We start from the raw sequence: 19,340 nt of genomic DNA on the forward strand, positions 1-19,340 counted from the left end.
CAGTCTCGGGCCCTCTCCGGGCTGCAGCAGGGAGCGGAATCCGCGGCTGCCAGCCTGGTGACCGGATACGATGGACTGTCGCCTGCCGCGCTGCGCACACCAGTCGCACGGCGCGCACCGGCGCACCAGAACCCACGGCTGAGAGAAGGAGCGCGCTGCTTGCAATGACCGCCCAGAGCACGCCGTTTCGCACCAGCCGAGGCCTTGATGCGCTCGCGCTGGTCTGCCTCGTGCTCATCGCCGCGAGTCTGCGCCCAGCGGCCACCTCGCTGGGCCCAGTGCTGGCCGAAGTCACCGACGCCTTCGCCCTGACGGCCTGGCAGTCCGGGCTGCTCACTGCCTTCCCCGGCCTCGTCTTCGCCGCCTGCGGACTCATCGCCTTGCCGCTGCTCGCACGGGCAGGCCTGTTCGGGGCGCTCACGATCTCGTGTGCGTGCACGGCCACCGGTATCATCGCCCGCGCCCTGTCGGCCAGCTGGCCGGGCTTCGCGACGCTGACGGTGCTCGCGCTCATCGGCATGGCGCTGGGCAACGTCGTCCTCCTCGTCTACGTCAAGGCCCGCTTCCCGGCCCGCGGCCAGCTCGCCGCGACCGTCTTCACCGTCTCGCTCGGCCTCGGCGCCACCCTGCCCTCGCTGCTGACCGCCCCGCTGACCGGCCAGGCCGGCACGTGGCGGGTGGGCCTGGGCTTCTGGGCGGTCATCCCCGTCACTGCTCTGCTCGCCTGGCTCGTGCTGCGGGCTGCCGGCTCGGTGCCGCGCCTGGCTGGTCCTCCCGCTCCCGAGGCGGGCGGCACCCGCGTGCGCAAGCGCATCGTGGCCTCGCCGAAGGCCCGCTGGATGGCGCTGTTCTTCGGCTTCCAGTCCGTCAACGCCTATGTGCAGTTCGGGTGGCTGCCCCAGATCTACCGCGACGGCGGCCTCGATGCCGTCACCGCCGGGATCATGATCGGCATCGTCGCCTTCTCCGGCATCCCCGGCGGGTTCCTCGCCCCGCAGATCATCGTCCGCGACATCTACCCACGCGCTTTCATCATCAGCTTCGCCGCCGCCTCGACCGCCGGTTACACCGGCCTGCTCATCAGCCCCGCTGCCGCACCGGTGCTGTGGGCAGTGCTGCTGGCCTACGGCGGCTTCGCCTTCCCGGCCGTGCTCGCGCTCATCACCCGGCGCACGACCGATGTCACCGTCACCGCCTCGACCTCGGCATTCGTCCAGTCCGGCGGTTACATCCTCGCGGCCGTCTGCCCGATGATGGTCGGTGCGCTGCTCGGCCTGACCGGCGGCTGGACGGCCCCGATCGTCTTCATGATCGGCATCAGCGTGCTCATGGGGCTGACCGGCGCACTGGCGGCAGCGCCGGGCAGCGTCGACGAGGAGCTCGGCTGACCTCAGATGTCGAGGACGAGCCGATCGGTCTGGGCACGTGAGACGCAGATCATCATCGTCTCCTGCGCCTCCTTCTCCTCACCGCTGAGGACATGATCACGGTGATCGGCCCGCCCCTGCAGGATCGTCGTCTCACACGTCCCGCACGTGCCCTTCTGACATGAGCTCAGCGTCCGCACCCCGGCAGCACCAAGGGCTGCGAGGATCGACTGACCGCAGGCTACCTGCACTTCCGCGCCACTGGTCGTCTCGACGGTGAAGGCGGTATCCGCGCCCGAGGCGCCGGCCGCTTCGGTCTGACCGCTGCCGGTGGCCTCGGCTGCCGGTGGGGCGTCGTCGTCGAAGTCCTCGAAGATCACCTCGATGCCCTCGGCCTCCATCCCGGCGGCGAGCGCACGCATGAGCGGAACCGGGCCGCATGTGTAGACGACCGGACCGCACGCGGAGGCGACAGGACTGCCGACGGTGCCCTCCGCCTCGGTCGCGGTCCCGTCGGTGCCCTCCGCCTCGGGCGCGGTGCCGCCGGAAAGATGCTGACCGGCGGTGGCGAACCAGTCGCGGGCCAGGGCAACGACATCGGGCCGACCGGTCTCGGCGGTGATGCGCACATCGACGCGCTCGGAGCCGTGGGAGTCGATGAGGTCGCCGGCGAAGGCCATGAGTTCGTTGCGGCGGCCGACGTAGATGAGGTGCCAGTCGAGGCCGGCGTTCTCGGCGTCGTGGATCATCGCGGAGATCGGGGTGATGCCGATCCCGCCGGCAACGAACAGCATCGGCGAGCGGCGCTGGTAGCCGAAGGTGTCGCGCGGGCCGCGGATGAGCAGGCTGGTGCAGTCGGCGAGGTGCTCGTGCAGCCAGTGGGAGCCGCCGCGGCCGGTCGGCTCGTTGAGGATCGCAACCCGCCAGCCGTCGCTGCCATCGGGTTTCGAGCACAGCGAGTAGTGGCGGATCGCCGGGCCGTCGGGCAGCGGGATCGCAACTTCGAGGTGCGCGCCGGGGGTGAACGCCGGGTCAGCGCCCAGCGGCGGAGCGACGGTGATGGACAGGATTCCGCGTGCGACGGTCGTCAGTGATTCGATGCGGGCGGGCCTGAAGCCCTGCCGGATGAGCATGTCGATGTCCGGTCCGTCGAAGCTCGTGATCGACGGGCTGCCGGCCAGCGGCTGGGCCGGCTCGGTGCTGGTGTCTGCGAGTGCTCTCACGCCTGTCCCTCCTGCCGGCCGGTGGTCGCGGCGGCATCTGTGATCTGCCTCTCGGTGACGACCAGTCTGACCGATAGACACCCACATGAGCGATGCCGGTTCCCGAGCCCTGAGAAACAGCCGCCCACCCGCATCCGGGCCCGTTCCCCCGGGCCCCGCTCCCCCGGGCCGATTGCGCTGTTACCGTGGCGACATGACCATGCCCGATGCTGCCCGCCCACCTGTCACAGAGCTGCTGTCCACCGACCGCCGGCTCGTCGGCGCTCCGATGGCCGGCGGTGCCACCACGCCCCGGCTGGCCGCAGCGATCGCCGCCGGCGGCGGGTTCCCGTTCCTGGCCGGCGGCTACCTCACCGCCGCAGCGCTGAGGGCGCAGATCGATGAGTTCCGGCAGCTGGCCGGTGATGTGGCTTTCGGCGTCAACCTCTTCGTGCCCGGGCAGGCTGGCGTCGATGAGACTGCGTTTGCTGCCTATGCCGACCGGCTCACCCCGCTGGCCGATGCGCTCGACGCGCCGATCAGTGCCCGTCCGGTGATGGACGATGACGATCACTTCGGCGAGAAGCTCCAGGCGCTGCTGGCCGACCCGGTTCCGGTGGTCTCGCTGACGTTCGGGCTCCCCGCCCCCGAGGCGGTTGCGCGTCTGCATACGGTCGGCACCTGCGTGCTCGCCACGGTGACGAACGCCTCTGAAGCCGAGGCGGCGGCGGGGATCGGCTGCGATGGTCTCGTCGTGCAGGGCAGCCGGGCCGGCGGGCATGCCGGCACACATGATCCGCTGCAGGTGGTGACCGAGGTCGAGACCGCTGACCTGGTGCGCGAGGTGCGTGAGCGGGTGGATCTGCCGGTCATCGCCGCTGGTGGTGTCGACGGTCCCGAGGCGGTGGCCGCTCTGCTCGAGGCCGGTGCGCTGGCCGTGCAGGTCGGCACGCTGCTGCTGCGAACGCATGAGGCGGGCACCTCGGCGGTGCACCGGCAGGCACTCGCCGACCCCCGTTTCACCCAGACCGCACTGACCCGGGCGTTCACCGGGCGGCTGGCCCGCAGTCTGCGCAACCGGTTCATCGACGACTACGCAACCACTGCTCCGGCTGCCTATCCGCAGGTCCATCACCTGACCAAGCCCATCCGCACCGCGGCGGCGAAGGCTGGGCAGCCCGACTGGGTGCACCTGTGGGCTGGGACCGGCTGGCAGTCGACGCGCGAGGAGCCGGCTGCTGAGACGCTCGCCCGGTTGACCCCGCCGCGCTGAGGGTCACCGTCCGGCGGCGTATCCCTGCATGCCGCGCGGGTTCGCGGCCGCCTGCATGATCCCGGTCTCCGGGTCGTAGGTGACGCAGGAGAGCCGGCCGAGCGACCAGTCCCCTGCCCGGGAGACGTCGTGGCCGCGGGCGATGAGCCCGGCGATGACCTCATCGCCGAGCCGGTCCTCAACCACAACGCCGCCGGGAGTCCAGGTGCGCGGCCAGAACGAGCCCGGCAGCGCGGTTGTGTGGAACGCCGGTGCGTCAATCGCCTGCTGCGGGGTGTAACCGCCGACGAGCATCCGCAGGATCGCCAGCAACTGCCACTGATCCTGCTGATCCCCGCCCGGCGTGCCGATGGCGATCACCGGTATGCCACCGCGGCTGATGAGAGTCGGGGTGAGCGTCGTGCGCGGGCGCTTGCCGGCGGCAAACCGGGAGGGGGAGTCCTCATCGAGCCACATCATCTGCAGGCGGGTGCCGAGGCAGAAGCCGAGGGCCGGGATGAGCGGGGAGGACTGCAGCCAGCCGCCGGACGGGGTGGCGGAGATGATGTTGCCCCACCGATCGATGACATCGAGATGGCAGGTGTCGCCGCGCACCGCACGCGGGGTGGCGTTGGTCTGCATCGTCGGCTCACCGGAACCGCCTGCCGAACCGGCCGAGGCTCTCGCATCGGCGCCGACCGCCTGGGCCGGCAGCTCGAACTCATCGCCGGTCACCAGCGGCGGCACGAAACCAGGCTCGCCCTCGTCGCGGAGCCCAGGGCGGAAGTCGAGGGAGGCCCACTCGCTGATGAGCTCGCGCCGGCTGGCCGCATACTCCTCACTCAGCAGAGTCTCCAGATCGATCTCGCCGTGACCGTAGTGGGTGTCGCGGTCGGCGAGCGCGAGCTTGAGAGCTTCGAGGATCGTATGCGCACCGCGCTCGGTCGAGGGGTCGAGGTCCGCGTCATCGAAGCCGTCGAGGATCCGCAGGGCCTGCAGCAGCACCGGGCCCTGCCCCCACGGGCCGGTCTTGGCGATCGTGTGGCCGCGGAACTCAATCGACACCGGCTCCTCGTACCCGGCTGAGAACCTCGCCATATCCTCAGCCGTGAGCACCCCGGCGTGCGTGCTGCCGCTTGAGTGCATGTGGGGTTCGCGGATGAACGCGGCGGCTTCCGCGGCGACGAAGCCCTCGCGCCACTGGCGCCTCACCGCCTCGATCCGGGCGACCCGCACGTCGCTATCAGCCCCACCGTCCCCGGCAGCCCCGTTATCCCCAGCCGGCCCGGCCTCATCGGCAGCGGTAAGCAGCCGTTTGAGCGTGCTGGCGTATCCAGGCATCCTCACCAGATCGCCGGGCTCGGGCACCTGACCGCCAGGCAGCCACTGCGCAGCTGAACTGGGCCAATGAGCGCGGAACGTCTCAGCGGCGGCAGCGATCGCAGCACAGGCGCCGGCGTGGACCGGGTGGCCGTTCTCGGCATAGTCGACCGCGTAGGCGAGGACATCGGCGATGTCCCAGCTGCCGTGATCGCGCAGCAGCACCAGCCACGCATCGACCGCACCCGGGACGGCTGCAGCGAGCGCCCCAGCACCGGGGACCATGTCGAGGCCCTCGGCACGAAGGTGCTCGATCGTCGCCCCGGCCGGGGCTGGGCCCTGGCCCATGAGCACCTGCGGCACCGGCTCCTCGGCGGTGGCGAACAGGCCGGTCATGTCCCCGCCGGGGCCGTTGAGGTGCGGTTCGACGACGTGGAGGACGAAACCCGCCGCAACGGCCGCATCGAAGGCGTTGCCGCCGCGTTCGAGCACCGCCTGCGCGGTCTGGGCGGCCAGCCAGTGGGTCGAGGCACTCATGCCGAAGGTGCCCTGCAACGTAGGACGGGTGGTGGGATCCGGTGGCGGGGTGAACGTCACAGCAGCTCCTTGGCATCGGCTGCTGCCAGCCTACCGGTCACGCAGCCGCACCGCTTCGAACTGCCCGGCACCCGGCCCCATCAGGGAATACTCGCGACCCCTGCATCGTTTTCCTGCGCAGGAGAACCAACGGCCGCATCCCCCAGCGGTCTGAGAACAGGAGTAGCCCGTGACCAGCCCCTCCGCTGACAGCCACAGCAACCCACTCGCCGCCCTGCAGCGCCGTGCCCGCAACGGCCTCGTCATCCAGGGTGTGCTCGCCCTGCTCACCGGCGTCCTCATGATCGTCTGGCCGGGCGCCAGTCTGCAGGTCTTCGCCTGGCTCATGGCCGCCTGGCTCATCATCAACGGCATTCTGGGACTCGGTGCCTGGCTGCGCGGGCGCGCCACCGGCGTCCGCGGCGGCGGGACGCTGGCCTTTGCCGGAGCCCTCTCCCTCGTGCTGGGCATCATCGTCGGGCTGCTCCCGGAGACCGCAGTGGTCGCGATCGTGCTGTTCATCGCCTTCTGGGCGCTTGTGCTCGGTCTCATGCAGGTCTTCGGCGCATTTGCCTTCCGGCGCATGGGCGCGCCCAGCTGGTGGGTCATGCTCATCAGCGGCATCGCAGGCCTTGCGATCGGTCTTCTGCTCGTCATCAACCCCATCGCCGGCGCGGTCTCGCTGCTGTGGCTCATCGCCGCATTCCTCATACTCGCCGGCGTCATCGCGATCGTTCTCGGTGTGCGCATCGGCCGCGCCACCCTGCCGACTGCTTCCGCCGGGTTCGGCCCGGCAGGCTTCGGTCCAGCTGGCTTCGGCCGCAGCGGAGGCTACGGTGCCAGCGGCCCAGTCGTGCAGTCCGAAACCGTTGACCCCGATGACGAGGATCGCGAGGACCCCGGCACCCCGCCTCAGCTGAGGTGACCCACCCCGGCTCCGGTGACCGGAGCCTCCGGCACGGTCAGCGCGAACGCCGCCGCAGAAAGATTCCTGCGGCGGCGTTCGCCATCTCACGTCCGCGTGCTGCGATCCGCGCCCGAGGCGATGGACCCGGTTCCCGCAGCCGGTCCGGTTCAGCCGGTGCGGCCGTTGCGGGAGTTGCGCACAGCCTCAGCAGCAGCATCGTCAGCGGCCTCCTGCTCGGCCACGATCTGCTCGGCTGACTCGTCGGTGCCCTTGCGCGACTGGTGCATGAAGCGCTCGGTGCGCTCGGTGTCCGGCTTGGTCATGAGCGAGACGACGACGTAGAAGATGAAGCTCAGGCCCAGGCCGATGAAGATCCGGGTCGGTCCGTCATTGGGCCAGAAGTACGGCAGCGGCAGGCCGAGCTCGACGAGGAACCCGTAGATCGTGAAGCTCGACCCGGCGATGATGCCGGCCACCGCGCCCTTCTGCGTCGCCCGGCGCCAGAACATGCCCATGATCATCGGGAAGAACATGCTGGCTGCCAGGATCTCGCTGGCCAGGCCGAGGAGGATGAGCGCCTCCGGCAGCTGGATGGCGATGAGGAAGCCGAGCACCGAGGCGATGACCGTGCCGATCATTCCCACGCGCACCTTCTGCTTGTCAGAGACCCGGTTGCGTTTGATCTTCGTGTACAGCTCGGTCATGTACAGCGAAGACAGGTTGAGCGTCGTACAGATCGTCGACATGATCGCTGCGGCGATGCCGATGAAGACGAGCACACCGAAGATCGGCCAGAAGCGCTCGCCGGCGAGGGTGGCAACGACGCCGTTCTCCGGAACTTCGGGGAACACGCCGATCGAGGCGATGCCGGCGGCGACGACGAGGAAGTACAGCGGAATGAAGTACGACAGCGCGAAGCCGGCGGTCTTGCGCGCGTCACGCGGGGTGCGCCCGGCCTGCATGCGCTGCCAGGCCGCACCCTCGATGAGGAAGGCAAGCGCGAAGCTGACGACGAAGGCGATGTTCGGGGTGAAGCCGGCGAACAGGTTGAAGTAGTCATCAGGCCGTTCGGTCGTCGCACGCTCCATGACCGGGTCGATGCCGCCGGAGAGGATGAGCGCGCCGACGAGCGTGATGAACAGGCCGAGCAGCAGCAGCCCGAACTGGATCGTCTCGGTGAGCACGACGGCACGGAAGCCGCCGATGGTGGCGTAGAAGATCGCGACGACGATGCCGATGAGCACGGCGAGGACGAAGTTGATGCCGAAGAACGCGGCGAAGAACTTGCCCAGTGCGACCATCTGGGAGGCACCCCAGACGACCATGTAGATGCCCATGACGAGCGAGAGCAGAGTGCCGGTCAGCCGCCCGTAGCGCATGTTCATGACGCCGTCCTGGCTCAGCACACCGATGCGGCGGATGATCGGGCCGATGAAGATGAGGGCGACGACTGCGATGACCGTCGGGCCGCCGAGCACCCACCAGGAGCCCATGCCTTGCGAATTGGCTTCATCGATGGAGATGAGCGCGGAGTTGCCGCCGTACCAGGAGGCGGCAAAAGCCATGGCGAGCATCCAGGCGGGCATAGTCCTTCCGCCGAGGAAGTAGTCCGTGCCGGAGTCGGCGCGCCGACGGTAGAACGACAAGGCGATGAGCACGCCGAAATAGACGAGCAGTGCGAGGACGAACCAGATCGGATTCATCAGTTGTTCCTTTCAGAGCCGGTGCCCGGCTACTTTGCCAGGGCCCGGAAGATGATCGTGCGCTGGATCTCCGAGGAGCCCTCGTAGATCCGGTAGATGCGCACGTCGCGCGCATAGCGCTCAAGCGGGAAGTCACGGATGAACCCGTAGCCTCCGTGGATCTGCAGCGCCTCATCGGTGATGAAGCCGGCAGCTTCGCTGGCGACGAGCTTCGCAGTGGCCGATTCCAAGGTGAAGTCCTCCCCGGAATCGCGCACCGCTGCGGCCTCCATCGTCAGCAGCCAGGCAGCACGGTACTTGGCGTGCATGTCGGCGAGCTTGAAGGCGATGCCCTGCAGCCGGTTGATGGGCTTGCCGCCGATCTTCCGCTCCTTGGCCCAGGCGATCGCGGCATCCAGCGCCGCCCGGCTGATGCCCAAGCTCATGGCGGCGACTTCGATGCGGCCGCGATCGAGCACCCGCATCGCGGTGGCGAAACCCTGCCCTTCCTCGCCGAGGAGGGCCTCGGCGGGCAGTTCGGCGTCGATGACGAACTCGTAGATCGGGCTGCCGCGCAGGCCCATCGTCTTCTCCGGCGGGTTGAAGCTGATGGCGTCGCCGAGCTCACCGGGGCGGACGAGGAAGGCGGAGATGCCGCGGTGGGCGGCTTCCGGGTCGGTGATGGCGAAGACGACGATGAAGTCGGCGAAGCCGGCGTTGGTGATGAAGTGCTTGGTGCCCTTGAGCCGCCAGCCGGTCTCGGTGCGGACGGCCCGGGTCGACATCTCCGCCGGGTTCGATCCGGCGCCCGGCTCGGTCAGTCCGAAGGCGCCGATGAGCTGGCCGTCGGCTGCTGCCGGGAGGATGTCCTGCCGCTGGGCGTCGGTACCGCCGAGCAGCACGGCGTCGGTGGCCAGATAGTGGGCGGTGATGATCGAGGCCGTCGATCCGCAGCCTTCGGCCACGGCTGCGACCATGTGGCTCATCGCCACAGACCCCACCCCGGGACCGCCGTACTCGGCGGGCAGGTTGAGTCCGAGCACTCCGACCTCGCCGAGGGTGGCGATGACGTCGTCAGCGACGCGTTCGTTCGCATCCGCCTCGGCGGCCTGCGGGGCGAGCACGTCGCGCGAGACTGCGCGTACGGCGTCGATGAGCTCCTGTTCATCAGCGGTGGGTTCGAGGTTCATCCTCACTCCTCGTCAATCGGGTTCGCGGCGGTCAGGGCGTCGTTGTGCTCGCCGAGCTGTGGGACCGGCAGGTCGCTTGCGGCTCTCGTTCCGTCGATGAGCAGCGGGTGGGCGATGAAGCCGTGCCCGAGGCGGGAGTCGCGGGCGTGCAGATCGCGTTCGACTCCCAGGTCGCTGGTGAGAGCGTCTGCCATGTTCCACACCGGGGAGGCCGGCACGCCGGCAGTGTCGAGCAGTGCGCACATCTGCTCGACCGTGCGCGAGGCGGAGACTCCCTCGATCTCGTTGCGCAGGGCTTCGTCGTTGTCGCTGCGGTCTGCGTCGGTGGCGAATCTTGGGTCGTCTGCGAGTTCGGGTTTGCCCAGTGCCTCAGCGAGTACTGCGAAGAGCCGGTCGTTGGCCACTGCGATGACGAACAGGCCGTCGCTGGCCTGGTAGGTGTCGAACGGGGCGGAGACCGGATGCCGGTTGCCCACCCGGGTCGGGGCGGCACCGGTGGCAGCGTACATAGCGGAATTCGTCGGCTGCATTGCGAGCATGACGTCGAACATCGGGATGTCGATGTGGGCAGGAGCCCCGGTGCGCTCACGGCGCACGAGCGCTGCGGAGATTCCGAAAGCGGCGAAGACGCCGGCGGAGACATCGGCGATCGATTCGCCGACGCGGGTCGGCGGCCCGTCGGCGAAGCCGGTGGTGGCCATGAGCCCGGAGAGCGCCTGGATCACGGTGTCGTAGGCCGGACGCTTCGTCTGGCTGCCCGTCTGGCCGAACCCGGAGATCGAGGCGTAGACGATATCGGGTTTGATCGCTGCGACGTCGTCGTAGGACAGGCCGAGCTTGGCGGCGACGCCGGGCCGGAAGTTCTCAACGACGACGTCACAGGTCGTGATGAAGTCGCGCAGCCGTTCAAGGCTTTCGGGGTCTTTGAGGTCGGCTTCGATGCTGTGCTTGCCGTGATTGAGGCCGGAGAAATAGGTGCTCTGCGCGTCGATGAACGGTCCGAGATGCCGAGAGTCGTCACCACGGCCGGGCATTTCGATCTTGAACACCTCGGCGCCGTGGTCGGCGAGCATGCGGGTGCAGTACGGGCCTGCCAGCACGCGGGAGAAGTCGGCGATCCGAATGCCGTCGAGAAGCGGAGGTGATGCAGTCATAGGCATATGCTGACCGCTGCACACAAAGCCTGGGAAGACATGGCCAGGGTGAATAGTCCAGCATGTCGGACAGACAGTGGTCGGCACCACATCTGCGACTCAAGCCCCACGGACCTCGCCGGCAAAACCCCTGAGCTGCGACAGGCCACCCGCCGCAAGGCTGCCCGCCGCGGGCAGAGCCGCCGACGGGAACAGCGAGGTGCCGCCGCAGACAGAGATGCACCAGGGAAACCCATACCGGAGTAGTGAAACGTATGGGCTTCCCTGGTGCGGCAACCTCACTCCACAACCTACTCTAGCATTTAAGGTTAGGCTCACCTATAGCTCTAGGAGGAAAAGGTCGAAACGTCAGTCACGATATGATTTAACTTTCAATTATGTAGTGGTAGAGTGGGCATATGTCTGAGAACCCCACCCCCCGCGATCACGGCGCCGCCCAGCCCGACGAGAACCCCGAGCACTCACATCCCGGCGTCTATGTCTCCAAGGGCAAGGCATTCACCCGGGACATGAACTACATCGACGACCGCATTGTCGCGGACCCGCAGACGGCTGAGAAGTCCCACCCCGATCAGCAGCTGTGGCCCGTTGAAGCCGGCCGCTACCGGCTCGCGGCCGCCCGGGCCTGCCCGTGGGCCAACCGCACGCTCATCGTCCGGCGACTGCTCGGCCTCGAGGACGCCCTCTCGCTCGCCTTGGCAGGGCCGACCCATGACGAGCGGTCGTGGACCTTCGACCTTGACCCCGGCGGAGTGGATCCGGTGCTCGGCATCGAACGCCTCCAGCAGGCCTACTTCGCCCGCTACCCGGACTACCCGCGCGGCATCACGGTGCCGGCGATCGTTGAGATCGACAGCGGCCAAGTCGTGACCAACGACTTCAACCAGATGACCCTCGACTTCTCGACCGAGTGGACCGCCCACCACCGCGACGGCGCCCCTGATTTGTACCCGGAGGCGCAGCGGGAGGAGATGGACGAGCTCATGCGCTGGGTGTTCACCGAGGTCAACAACGGCGTCTACCAATGCGGGTTCGCAGGTTCTCAGGAAGCCTATGACGAGGCCTTCGAGCGGCTGTTCTCCGCACTCGACACGCTTGAAGCCCGCCTGCAGGACCAGCGGTTCCTCATGGGCGCTGCGATCACCGAGGCCGATGTCCGCCTGTTCACCACGCTCGCCCGCTTCGACGTCGTGTACTACTCCCACTTCAAGTGCAACCGCCAGCAGCTGCGCGACTTTCCGAACCTGTGGGCCTACGCCCGCGACCTGTTCCAGATGCCCGGCTTCGGCGACACAGTCGACTTCCAGCAGATCAAGGACCACTACTACATCGTCCAGACGTCGGTGAACCCGACCGGCATCGTCCCGCTCGGCCCCGACACCTCCGGCTGGCACACCGCCCACGGCCGCGAGTCGCTCAGCGACCGCCCGTGGGGTGAGGGCACCGCTCCCGAACCGGTCAGCTGAAACCGTCCCTCAGCTCTGACAGGCCTTGGGCTGCGACAGGCCCTGAGCTGGGGCGAGCCCTCAGCTCACGCAGCCGCTGAGCTGAGCCGCTCAGCCGAATGTCGGCTTGCGGCGCTCCTGGAAGGCGGTGAATCCCTCGCGGTAGTCATCGCTGGTCCGTGCGCGCTCCTGCATGAACGCCTCGGTCTCCCACACCTGGCCCAGCCGGGTGCGCTCCTCGGAGACGTTCTGGGTGAAATGCTTCTCCATCCGGAACGTCTCAGCAGGACCTGCCGCCATCTTCACCGCCTTCTCGCGGGCGAAGTCGAGCAGCTCACCGGCCGGGACCGCACGTGAGACGACCCCGGTGGCCGCCGCCTCGGTCCCGGTCATGAAGTCGCCGGTGAAGATGAGGTCCATGGTGCGGTGATAGCCGAGCCGGTCGACGAACACGGCGTGGGCGCCGGAGTCGAGGATCGCGCCGATCGCGGCGAACGGCGAACCGAACTTCGCATCCTCAGCCGCGTAGATGACATCGGCGGCTGCCGCCAGCCCGTAGCCCAGGCCCAGCGCTGCACCCTGCACGACGGCGATGACGGGGACCTCCAGGGACCGGATGGTCTCGAAGACCGGCCAGAAGTCACTGTTGAGGAACTCATAGGCGTCATCGGTCTCAACGTCGACGCCTGCGATGTCGCGGCCTGAGCAGAACACCGTGCCCTCCCCGCGCAGGATGAGCGCGCGCACGGCCCCTTCGTAGATGAACGGCAGCAGCGCCTCGACGTGGTCGAGCAGCGCATCGAGTGCATCGGCATCAAGCGCGTTGCGCGAGGCAGCGCCGTCGAGGACGATCTCGGCGACCGGCCCGGCCTCGACCGGTGCGCGCGTGGCATCGTCGGGGCTGTAGTGGGTGGAGGTGATGGTGGTCATGGGGTCCTTTCGAGAAAGCTGGGCTGCTGCCCGGAAAGCCTGGCCTGCTACTGGTCGTAGTCGACTTCGACGCTGTCGCTGGTGGGCACGGACTGGCAGGTGAGGACGTAACCGGCGTCGAGCTCATCGGGTTCGAGCGCGTAGTTATCAGCCATGTCGACGGTCCCGGTGATGAGCTTGGCCTTGCACGTGCCGCACACCCCGCCGGCGCACGCATACGGCACGTCGGGCCGGGTGGTGAGTGCGGTCGAGAGGATGGTGTCGGGGCTGTCCTGCGGGGTGGTGGCGTTGCCGGTGCGGCCGTCGAGGGTGAAGGTCACGGTACGCACCGGTCCCGAGGCGGTGGTCGCCTGACGCGGCCCGCGCGGACCTGAGCGGCCCTCGCCCTCCTTGCCGGTGGTGAAGAGCTCGAAGTGGATCCGTGAGCGGTCGACGTCGTGGGCGTCGAGGGTGGTCCGGGCCATCTCGACCAGCGGCAGGGGGCCGCAGAGAAACCATTCGTCGACGGTTTCGGGCGGGATGACGAGTTCGAGCAGCCGCTTGAGCTTGTCCTCGTCGATGCGCCCGGAGTACAGCTCGGCGTTGCGGCCTTCGCCGGAGAGGAAGTGGTGGACGTCGAAGCGGCCCATGTGGGCGTCTTTGAGGTCGGCGAGGTCTTCTAGGAACATGACGTCGGTGCTCGTGCGGTTGCCGTAGATGAGCGTGAAGTGCACTCCCGGGTGGGTGCGCAGCACCGAGGCGGCCAGCGACATCACCGGAGTGATGCCGGAGCCTGCGGCGATCGAGACGATCCGGCCGGTGTCGGTCTTCGTCAGCCGGGAGGTGAAGCTGCCCTGCGGGTTCATCACCGCGATCGTGTCGCCGATGGACAGGTCGTTGCGCACGTGGGTGGAGAACAGGCCGTCGGCGACTTCCTTGACGCCGATGCGCAGGGTCTTGCCGTCCGGGGGTGCGCACAGCGAGTAGCTGCGGCGGATCTCGGTGCCGTCGATGGTGGTGCGCAGGGCGATGTGCTGGCCGGGGATGTAGGAGAACTCCTCAGAGAGCTCCTCGGGCACCGCGAAGCTGACTTCGACGGCGGTGGCGGTGAGTTCGCGGATCCCGCTGACTTCGAGGTCGTGGAAGCGCAGCCGCTGCCGAGGCGGGGCCGCGGTCTGCGGGGCCGGTGCGGTGGTGGTCTTGGCCGGGCCGGGGTTCTCAGCCGGGCTGGGATTCTCGGCCGGGCTGGTGTTCTCGGTGTCAGAGGTTGCGGTCATCAGTGCACCTTGAAGTAGTCGAAGGGCTCGAGGCAGTCACTGCAGCGGTAGAGCGCTTTGCAGGCTGTGGAGCCGAAGCGGGAGAGTCCGGTGGTGTTGAGCGAGTGGCACAGCGGGCATTTGACAGCCATGCTCAGCCCGATCGGGCCGGCGGCTCTGCCGGCCGGAGGGGCGATACCGTACTCGGACAGCTTCGCTTTGCCCTCGTCGCTCATCCAGTCGGTCGTCCAGGCCGGTGAGAAGACGAGTTCGACATCGACCTCGGCAGCACCGGCGGCACGCGCGGCGCGCTGGACATCGGCGCGGATCGTCTCCATCGCCGGGCAACCGGAATAGGTCGGGGTGATGACGACGTGGGCGCGCAGCCCTGCGGTCTCGCCGGTCGCCTTGCCCTCCCCGGTCGCTTCGCCCTCTCCGGGCCCCTCGGCCTCGCCGGTCTCGTCCGCCTCGGCGGCGGCTTCGACCTCAACAGAGCGCAGGATCCCGAGGTCCTCGATGGTGAGCACCGGGATCTCCGGATCGCACACAGCGCGCACTGCGCGCACGATCGCCTCGGCGGTCTCAGCCGGTTCGGTCATCGGGGCGGCGGTCTCGGTGGCCATCACGATCGGTCCTCCTCACCAGGTGGCGCCGGGATGCTGGCGGGCGAGCACCTGCATCTCGGCGAGGATGTAGCCCAGGTGCGGTGAGTGCAGACCGAAGCGTCCCTGCCCACGCGCCGCCGGGATCTCTGGAAGGCTCAGCGTCGCGGTCTCAAGGATCTCAACCAGCCGGGCGTCGAACTCCTCACGCAGGCCAGCGGCGCTCACGGCGACTCCGGAGTCGATGAGGTCTGTGCATGGGCTGTCGTCGAACAGCTCGTCGACATACGGCCACATCATCTCCAGGCCGGCCTGCATACGGCGGTGGGACTCCTCGGTGCCGTCGCCCAAGCGCACGGTCCACATGCTCGCGTGTTCGACGTGGTAGTCGACTTCCTTGATCGACTTCGCAGCGACCGCGGCGAGGAACTCATCGCTGGAGTCGAGCAGGCCGCGGTAGAGCAGCTGCTGGTACAGGCTGGTGAGCAGCACCTTGGCGATCGTCTGCCCGAAGTCGCCGTTGGGCTGTTCGACCAGCGCGCAGGAGCGGAATTCGGCTTCGTCGCGGAAGTACGCGAGCTCGTCCTCGGTCGTGTCCAGGCCGCGGCCCGCGTACTGCAGGAACATGCGCGCGGCCCCGAGCTGGTCGAGGGCGATGTTGGTCAGCGCGATGTCCTCTTCGAGTTCAGGTCCCTTGGCGACGAGTTCGCCGAGCCGCTGGGCGGTGATGAGCGCATCGTCGCCGAGCATGAGGGCATAGCCGGCGACGTCCTCACTCGGCACGGAGGTGATGGTGGCTGTCAGCGGGACGCCGGCGCCGGGCAGCAGCGGGTCGACTTCGAGTTCGTCGCCGACGGTCGGCATGCCCCGGGCTGCCGGCTGAACAGGCGGTGTCGGCTCGACGGTCTCGTACGCCTGCGGTGCGTGCCCCGCTGCTTGGGCAGCGGCGGTTTCGGGAGTGGGATTGGTCTCGGTGCTCACAGGTGCGGGACCCCCTCGGCACGGGTGTAGAAGGTCGGGTGGCGGTAGACCTTGTCGGCGGCCGGTTCGAAGTAGGAGTCCTTCGAGTCCGGTTCCGAGGCGGTGATCTGCTCGCTCGGCACGACCCACAGGGACACGCCTTCGCTGCGGCGGGTGTAGAGGTCGCGCGCGTTGGCCAGGGCCATGCGCGCATCAGCTGCGTGCAGGGAGCCGGCGTGGACGTGGGAAAGGCCGCGCTTGGAGCGGATGAAGACCTCCCACAGCGGCCAGCCGCCGGTCGGCGTGCTGCCTGCCGGGGAGCCGGTGGTGGTGTTCTCCGTGCCCGAGGCGGTGGTCGGGTTGGTCATATCAGCTGGCCTCCTGGTAGGCGCGGGCTGCGCGACGTGACTGCTTGGCGGCATACGCGGTGGCGGCTTCGCGCACCCATGCGCCGCCTTCATGGGCGGCTCTGCGGTTGGCGATGCGCAGGTGGTTGCACGGTCCACGGCCCTTGAGGACCTCCTTGAACTCCGCCCAGTCGATCTCGCCGAAGTCGTAGTGACCGCGCTCGTCGTTCCACTTCAGGTCCGGATCCGGCAGGGTGAGGCCGAGGACCTCGGACTGCGGGACGGTCATGTCGACGAAGCGCTGGCGCAGCTCGTCGTTGGAGAAGCGCTTGATCTTCCAGGCCATCGACTGTGCTGAGTTCGGCGAGTCGGCATCTGGTGGGCCGAACATCATGAGCGAGGGCCACCACCAGCGGTTGACGGCGTCCTGGGCCATCGCCTTCTGCGCCTCGGTGCCGTGGGAGAGTTCGTAGAGGATCTCGAAGCCCTGCCGCTGGTGGAAGGACTCCTCCTTGCAGATGCGCACCATCGCCCGGGCGTAGGGGCCGTAGGAGGCGCGGCACAGCGGCACCTGGTTGCAGATCGCGGCGCCGTCGACGAGCCAGCCGATCGCGCCCATGTCCGCCCAGGTGGGGGTGGGGTAGTTGAAGATCGAGGAGTAGCGGGCGGTGCCTTCGATGAGCTGCTCGGTCATGGTGTCGCGGTCGATGCCGAGGGTCTCAGCGGCCGAGTAGAGGTAGAGGCCGTGGCCGGCTTCGTCCTGGACCTTGGCCATGAGGATCGACTTGCGCTTCAGGCTCGGGGCGCGGGTGATCCAGTTGCCCTCTGGCTGCATGCCGATGATCTCGGAGTGGGCGTGCTGGCCGATCTGCCGGATGAGGGTCTTGCGGTAGGCCTCAGGCATCCAGTCGCGCGGCTCGATTCGGCCTTCGGCGGCGATCCGGGCGTCGAATTCGGCCTGTGCCTCGGTGGTGTCGGGCTGGCCGTCCTGGGTGGGTACGGCAGTGGGTGCCGGGCGGTCTGCGGTGTGCATCGTTGCTCCTCTGCAGATCAGAATTACTGACCATTTGTTCAGATAATAGTAACCGGTGTGACGCGGGCCTCGCAACAGGAAAATCTGTGCGCATTCCGAGATGTTCGGCCCGTGTGGTTGACAGCACAGTCCTCGAGGGTGGACATTTAATGACCAAATGGTCGTTTAATCGCCGCGTGCTCAAGGAGGAGCCCCATGACCGACACCCAGCCCGCCCCTCACCTCATCGGCGGCCACGAGCACACCGGCCCCGAGGCGATGTACGCCAACGATCTGGCCTCCCGCCACCTCGGGATCACCCTCGACGACCACGGCGACGGGTACGCGACCTGTTCGATGACGGTGACCGAGACGATGGTCAACGGCCACGGCATCACTCACGGCGGCTACGTCTTCCTCTTTGCCGACACGACCTTCGCGATGGCCTGCAACTCCATCGGCTCGGTGACCGTCGCCTCGGGTGGGGACATCACCTTCCTGCGCCCGAGCCGCACCGGTGACATGCTCACCGCCCACGGCAAGCGCGTGGCTGCCACCGGACGCTCCGGCATCTACGACGTCGAAGTGTTCTGCGGCGACGAGCTCATCGCCGTCTACCGCGGCCGCTCCCGCACACTGCCGGCACCGCCGGCCAACCGCTGACCTCCTCGCCCCAACTGACCCGCTCCCCTGCCGCTGAGACGAAGGAGTCCTCACCTCATGGCCGACACCACCGTCCCCTCCACGACCGCCGCTTCGGCAGCGGGTGTCCGGTGGCACCTCGGGCAGGCGCCGGACCCGCAGACCCTCGATCCCGAGGAGCGGATGAGCCTCGATGAGCTGCGCGCCCTGCAGCTCGAACGGCTCAAGGCCAGCGTCCGCCACGCCTATAAGAACGTAGAGCACTATCGCCGCTCGTTCGCCGAGGCCGATGTGCACCCCGATGACATTCAGAGCCTGGAGGACCTGCAAAAGCTGCCCTTCACCCGCAAGTCGGATCTGCGCGACAACTACCCCTTCGGGATGTTCGCCGTGCCCCGCGACCAGGTCGCCCGCATCCACGCATCCTCCGGCACCACCGGCGAGCCGACCGTCGTCGGTTACACGAACGACGACATCAACTGCTGGTCGGCGCTCATGGGCCGGTCGCTGCGGGCCGCCGGCGCCCGGCCGGGCCAGATGCTGCACAACGCCTACGGCTACGGCTTGTTCACCGGCGGACTCGGCGTGCACACCGGCGCGGAGCGCTCCGGTTACACCGTCGTGCCGATCTCCGGCGGGCAGACCCCACGCCAGGTGCAGCTCATTCAGGACTTCCAGCCGGAGGTCATCACCTCGACTCCGACCTACCTGCTCACCATCGCCGATGAGTTCGCCCGGCAGGGCATCGACCCGGTCGAGACATCGCTGCGCACCGCGGTGTGCGGCGCGGAGCCGTGGACCGATGGGATGCGCCGGGAGATCGAGCGGACCTTCGGCCTCGACGCCGTCGACATCTACGGCCTGTCCGAGGTGATGGGCCCTGGTGTGGCGATGGAGTGCGCAGAGACGAAGGACGGCCCGACGATCTGGGAGGATCACTTCTACCCCGAGATCGTCGACCCGTTCACCGGCGAGGTGCTGCCCGATGGCACGGAAGGCGAGCTCGTCTTCACGTCGCTGACCAAGCAGGCCACCCCGATCATCCGCTACCGCACCCACGATCTGGCCAGCCTGCTGCCGGGCACCGCGCGGCCGGCATTCCGGAGGATGTCGCGGATCACCGGACGCTCCGATGACCTCATCATCATCCGCGGCGTCAACCTCTATCCGGCGCAGGTTGAAGAGGTCATCTTCGACTTCGAGCAGCTCAGCCCGCACTTCCAGCTCGTCCTCACCCGCCCGGGCCGCATGGATGAGCCCACCATCGAGGTCGAAGCGCGCCCGGACCTGCCGACGAGCGCCTGGCAGGCACTCGAACGTCAGCTCGCCGGGCGGCTCAAGGAGACGGTCGGCGTGACCTCGACGGTCATCATCGTCCACCCCGATACGCTGCAGCGTTCGGTCGGCAAGCTCAAGCGCATCATCGACCGCCGCGAGGACATCCGATAGGCAGATGCGGTCGCGGCGGACGAGGTGTGTTCGCTGCGGCCGCGCGGCTCCGCTTTCGTCCTAAGATG

General features: G+C 68.2%; 17 protein-coding genes. 6 read left to right on the forward strand and 11 right to left on the reverse strand.

Annotated features, from left to right (window positions below; translation table 11 throughout):
- Positions 1 to 164 precede the first annotated feature (164 nt).
- Complete coding sequence (locus tag M3B11_RS05105; RefSeq protein WP_259875664.1) at positions 165 to 1,388, forward strand: MFS transporter; 1,224 nt, start codon at positions 165 to 167, stop codon at positions 1,386 to 1,388.
- A gap of 2 nt (positions 1,389 to 1,390) precedes the next feature.
- Here M3B11_RS05105 and M3B11_RS05110 read toward each other — a convergent pair whose 3' ends face one another.
- Positions 1,391 to 2,590, reverse strand: a complete 1,200-nt coding sequence (locus tag M3B11_RS05110) for a PDR/VanB family oxidoreductase (RefSeq protein WP_259875665.1) — start codon at positions 2,588 to 2,590, stop codon at positions 1,391 to 1,393.
- 193 nt (positions 2,591 to 2,783) lie between these two features.
- On the opposite strand from M3B11_RS05110, the gene M3B11_RS05115 reads away from it, so the two are divergent.
- Positions 2,784 to 3,842: a nitronate monooxygenase gene (locus tag M3B11_RS05115; protein WP_259875666.1), complete on the forward strand. Its 1,059-nt coding sequence runs from the start codon at positions 2,784 to 2,786 to the stop codon at positions 3,840 to 3,842.
- Between the two features lie 3 nt (positions 3,843 to 3,845).
- On the opposite strand, the gene M3B11_RS05120 is transcribed toward M3B11_RS05115, so the two are convergent.
- Complete coding sequence (locus tag M3B11_RS05120) at positions 3,846 to 5,738, reverse strand: gamma-glutamyltransferase family protein (RefSeq protein ID WP_396121532.1); 1,893 nt, start codon at positions 5,736 to 5,738, stop codon at positions 3,846 to 3,848.
- A 169-nt stretch (positions 5,739 to 5,907) separates the two neighbouring features.
- Here M3B11_RS05120 and M3B11_RS05125 point away from each other — a divergent pair, with 169 nt between their 5' ends.
- The gene (locus tag M3B11_RS05125; RefSeq protein ID WP_259875667.1) at positions 5,908 to 6,642 is read left to right on the forward strand and encodes an HdeD family acid-resistance protein; all 735 of its coding nucleotides are present in this window, start codon (positions 5,908 to 5,910) and stop codon (positions 6,640 to 6,642) included.
- A 149-nt stretch (positions 6,643 to 6,791) separates the two neighbouring features.
- Here M3B11_RS05125 and M3B11_RS05130 read toward each other — a convergent pair whose 3' ends face one another.
- Genes M3B11_RS05130 through M3B11_RS05140 form a run of 3 tightly spaced genes read right to left on the reverse strand, consistent with a single transcriptional unit; the run spans position 6,792 to position 10,650 of the window.
- The gene (locus M3B11_RS05130) at positions 6,792 to 8,327 is read right to left on the reverse strand and encodes a sodium:solute symporter (RefSeq protein ID WP_259875668.1); all 1,536 of its coding nucleotides are present in this window, start codon (positions 8,325 to 8,327) and stop codon (positions 6,792 to 6,794) included.
- Between the two features lie 29 nt (positions 8,328 to 8,356).
- Positions 8,357 to 9,496, reverse strand: a complete 1,140-nt coding sequence (locus tag M3B11_RS05135; RefSeq protein ID WP_259875669.1) for an acyl-CoA dehydrogenase family protein — start codon at positions 9,494 to 9,496, stop codon at positions 8,357 to 8,359.
- 2 nt (positions 9,497 to 9,498) lie between these two features.
- The gene (locus M3B11_RS05140; RefSeq protein ID WP_259875670.1) at positions 9,499 to 10,650 is read right to left on the reverse strand and encodes a CaiB/BaiF CoA-transferase family protein; all 1,152 of its coding nucleotides are present in this window, start codon (positions 10,648 to 10,650) and stop codon (positions 9,499 to 9,501) included.
- Between the two features lie 398 nt (positions 10,651 to 11,048).
- On the opposite strand from M3B11_RS05140, the gene M3B11_RS05145 reads away from it, so the two are divergent.
- Positions 11,049 to 12,116 carry a glutathione S-transferase family protein gene (locus M3B11_RS05145; protein ID WP_259875671.1) on the forward strand — a complete coding sequence of 356 codons (1,068 nt, stop codon included), beginning with the start codon at positions 11,049 to 11,051 and terminating at the stop codon, positions 12,114 to 12,116.
- 90 nt (positions 12,117 to 12,206) lie between these two features.
- On the opposite strand, the gene M3B11_RS05150 is transcribed toward M3B11_RS05145, so the two are convergent.
- From M3B11_RS05150 to paaA, 6 genes are read right to left on the reverse strand one after another with little or no spacing between them, the layout of a single operon-like run.
- Positions 12,207 to 13,025 (reverse strand): enoyl-CoA hydratase/isomerase family protein, encoded by an 819-nt coding sequence (locus M3B11_RS05150; RefSeq protein ID WP_259875672.1) that lies wholly within the window; start codon positions 13,023 to 13,025, stop codon positions 12,207 to 12,209.
- A 47-nt stretch (positions 13,026 to 13,072) separates the two neighbouring features.
- Positions 13,073 to 14,281, reverse strand: a complete 1,209-nt coding sequence (gene paaE / locus M3B11_RS05155; RefSeq protein WP_259875673.1) for a 1,2-phenylacetyl-CoA epoxidase subunit PaaE — start codon at positions 14,279 to 14,281, stop codon at positions 13,073 to 13,075.
- On the reverse strand, positions 14,281 to 14,883 hold the full coding sequence (gene paaD / locus M3B11_RS05160; RefSeq protein ID WP_396121533.1) for a 1,2-phenylacetyl-CoA epoxidase subunit PaaD: 603 nt from the start codon (positions 14,881 to 14,883) through the stop codon (positions 14,281 to 14,283). Before paaD ends, paaE begins: the two co-directional genes overlap by 1 nt.
- A gap of 15 nt (positions 14,884 to 14,898) precedes the next feature.
- Positions 14,899 to 15,843, reverse strand: a complete 945-nt coding sequence (paaC, locus tag M3B11_RS05165; RefSeq protein ID WP_259875674.1) for a 1,2-phenylacetyl-CoA epoxidase subunit PaaC — start codon at positions 15,841 to 15,843, stop codon at positions 14,899 to 14,901.
- Positions 15,840 to 16,190: a 1,2-phenylacetyl-CoA epoxidase subunit PaaB gene (gene paaB, locus M3B11_RS05170; RefSeq protein ID WP_259875675.1), complete on the reverse strand. Its 351-nt coding sequence runs from the start codon at positions 16,188 to 16,190 to the stop codon at positions 15,840 to 15,842. The genes paaC and paaB overlap by 4 nt, the downstream gene beginning before the upstream one ends.
- A 1-nt stretch (position 16,191) precedes the next feature.
- A complete protein-coding gene (gene paaA / locus M3B11_RS05175) occupies positions 16,192 to 17,202 on the reverse strand; it encodes a 1,2-phenylacetyl-CoA epoxidase subunit PaaA (RefSeq protein ID WP_259875676.1) in 1,011 nt (336 codons plus the stop codon).
- 195 nt (positions 17,203 to 17,397) lie between these two features.
- Here paaA and paaI point away from each other — a divergent pair, with 195 nt between their 5' ends.
- Together paaI and paaK are read left to right on the forward strand one after the other, a co-directional pair.
- Complete coding sequence (gene paaI / locus M3B11_RS05180; protein ID WP_259875677.1) at positions 17,398 to 17,844, forward strand: hydroxyphenylacetyl-CoA thioesterase PaaI; 447 nt, start codon at positions 17,398 to 17,400, stop codon at positions 17,842 to 17,844.
- A gap of 57 nt (positions 17,845 to 17,901) precedes the next feature.
- Positions 17,902 to 19,272 carry a phenylacetate--CoA ligase PaaK gene (gene paaK, locus M3B11_RS05185; protein ID WP_396121534.1) on the forward strand — a complete coding sequence of 457 codons (1,371 nt, stop codon included), beginning with the start codon at positions 17,902 to 17,904 and terminating at the stop codon, positions 19,270 to 19,272.
- Positions 19,273 to 19,340 lie beyond the last annotated feature (68 nt).

Source organism: Brevibacterium sp. p3-SID960 (assembly GCF_025144725.1).
GTDB lineage: Bacteria > Actinomycetota > Actinomycetes > Actinomycetales > Brevibacteriaceae > Brevibacterium.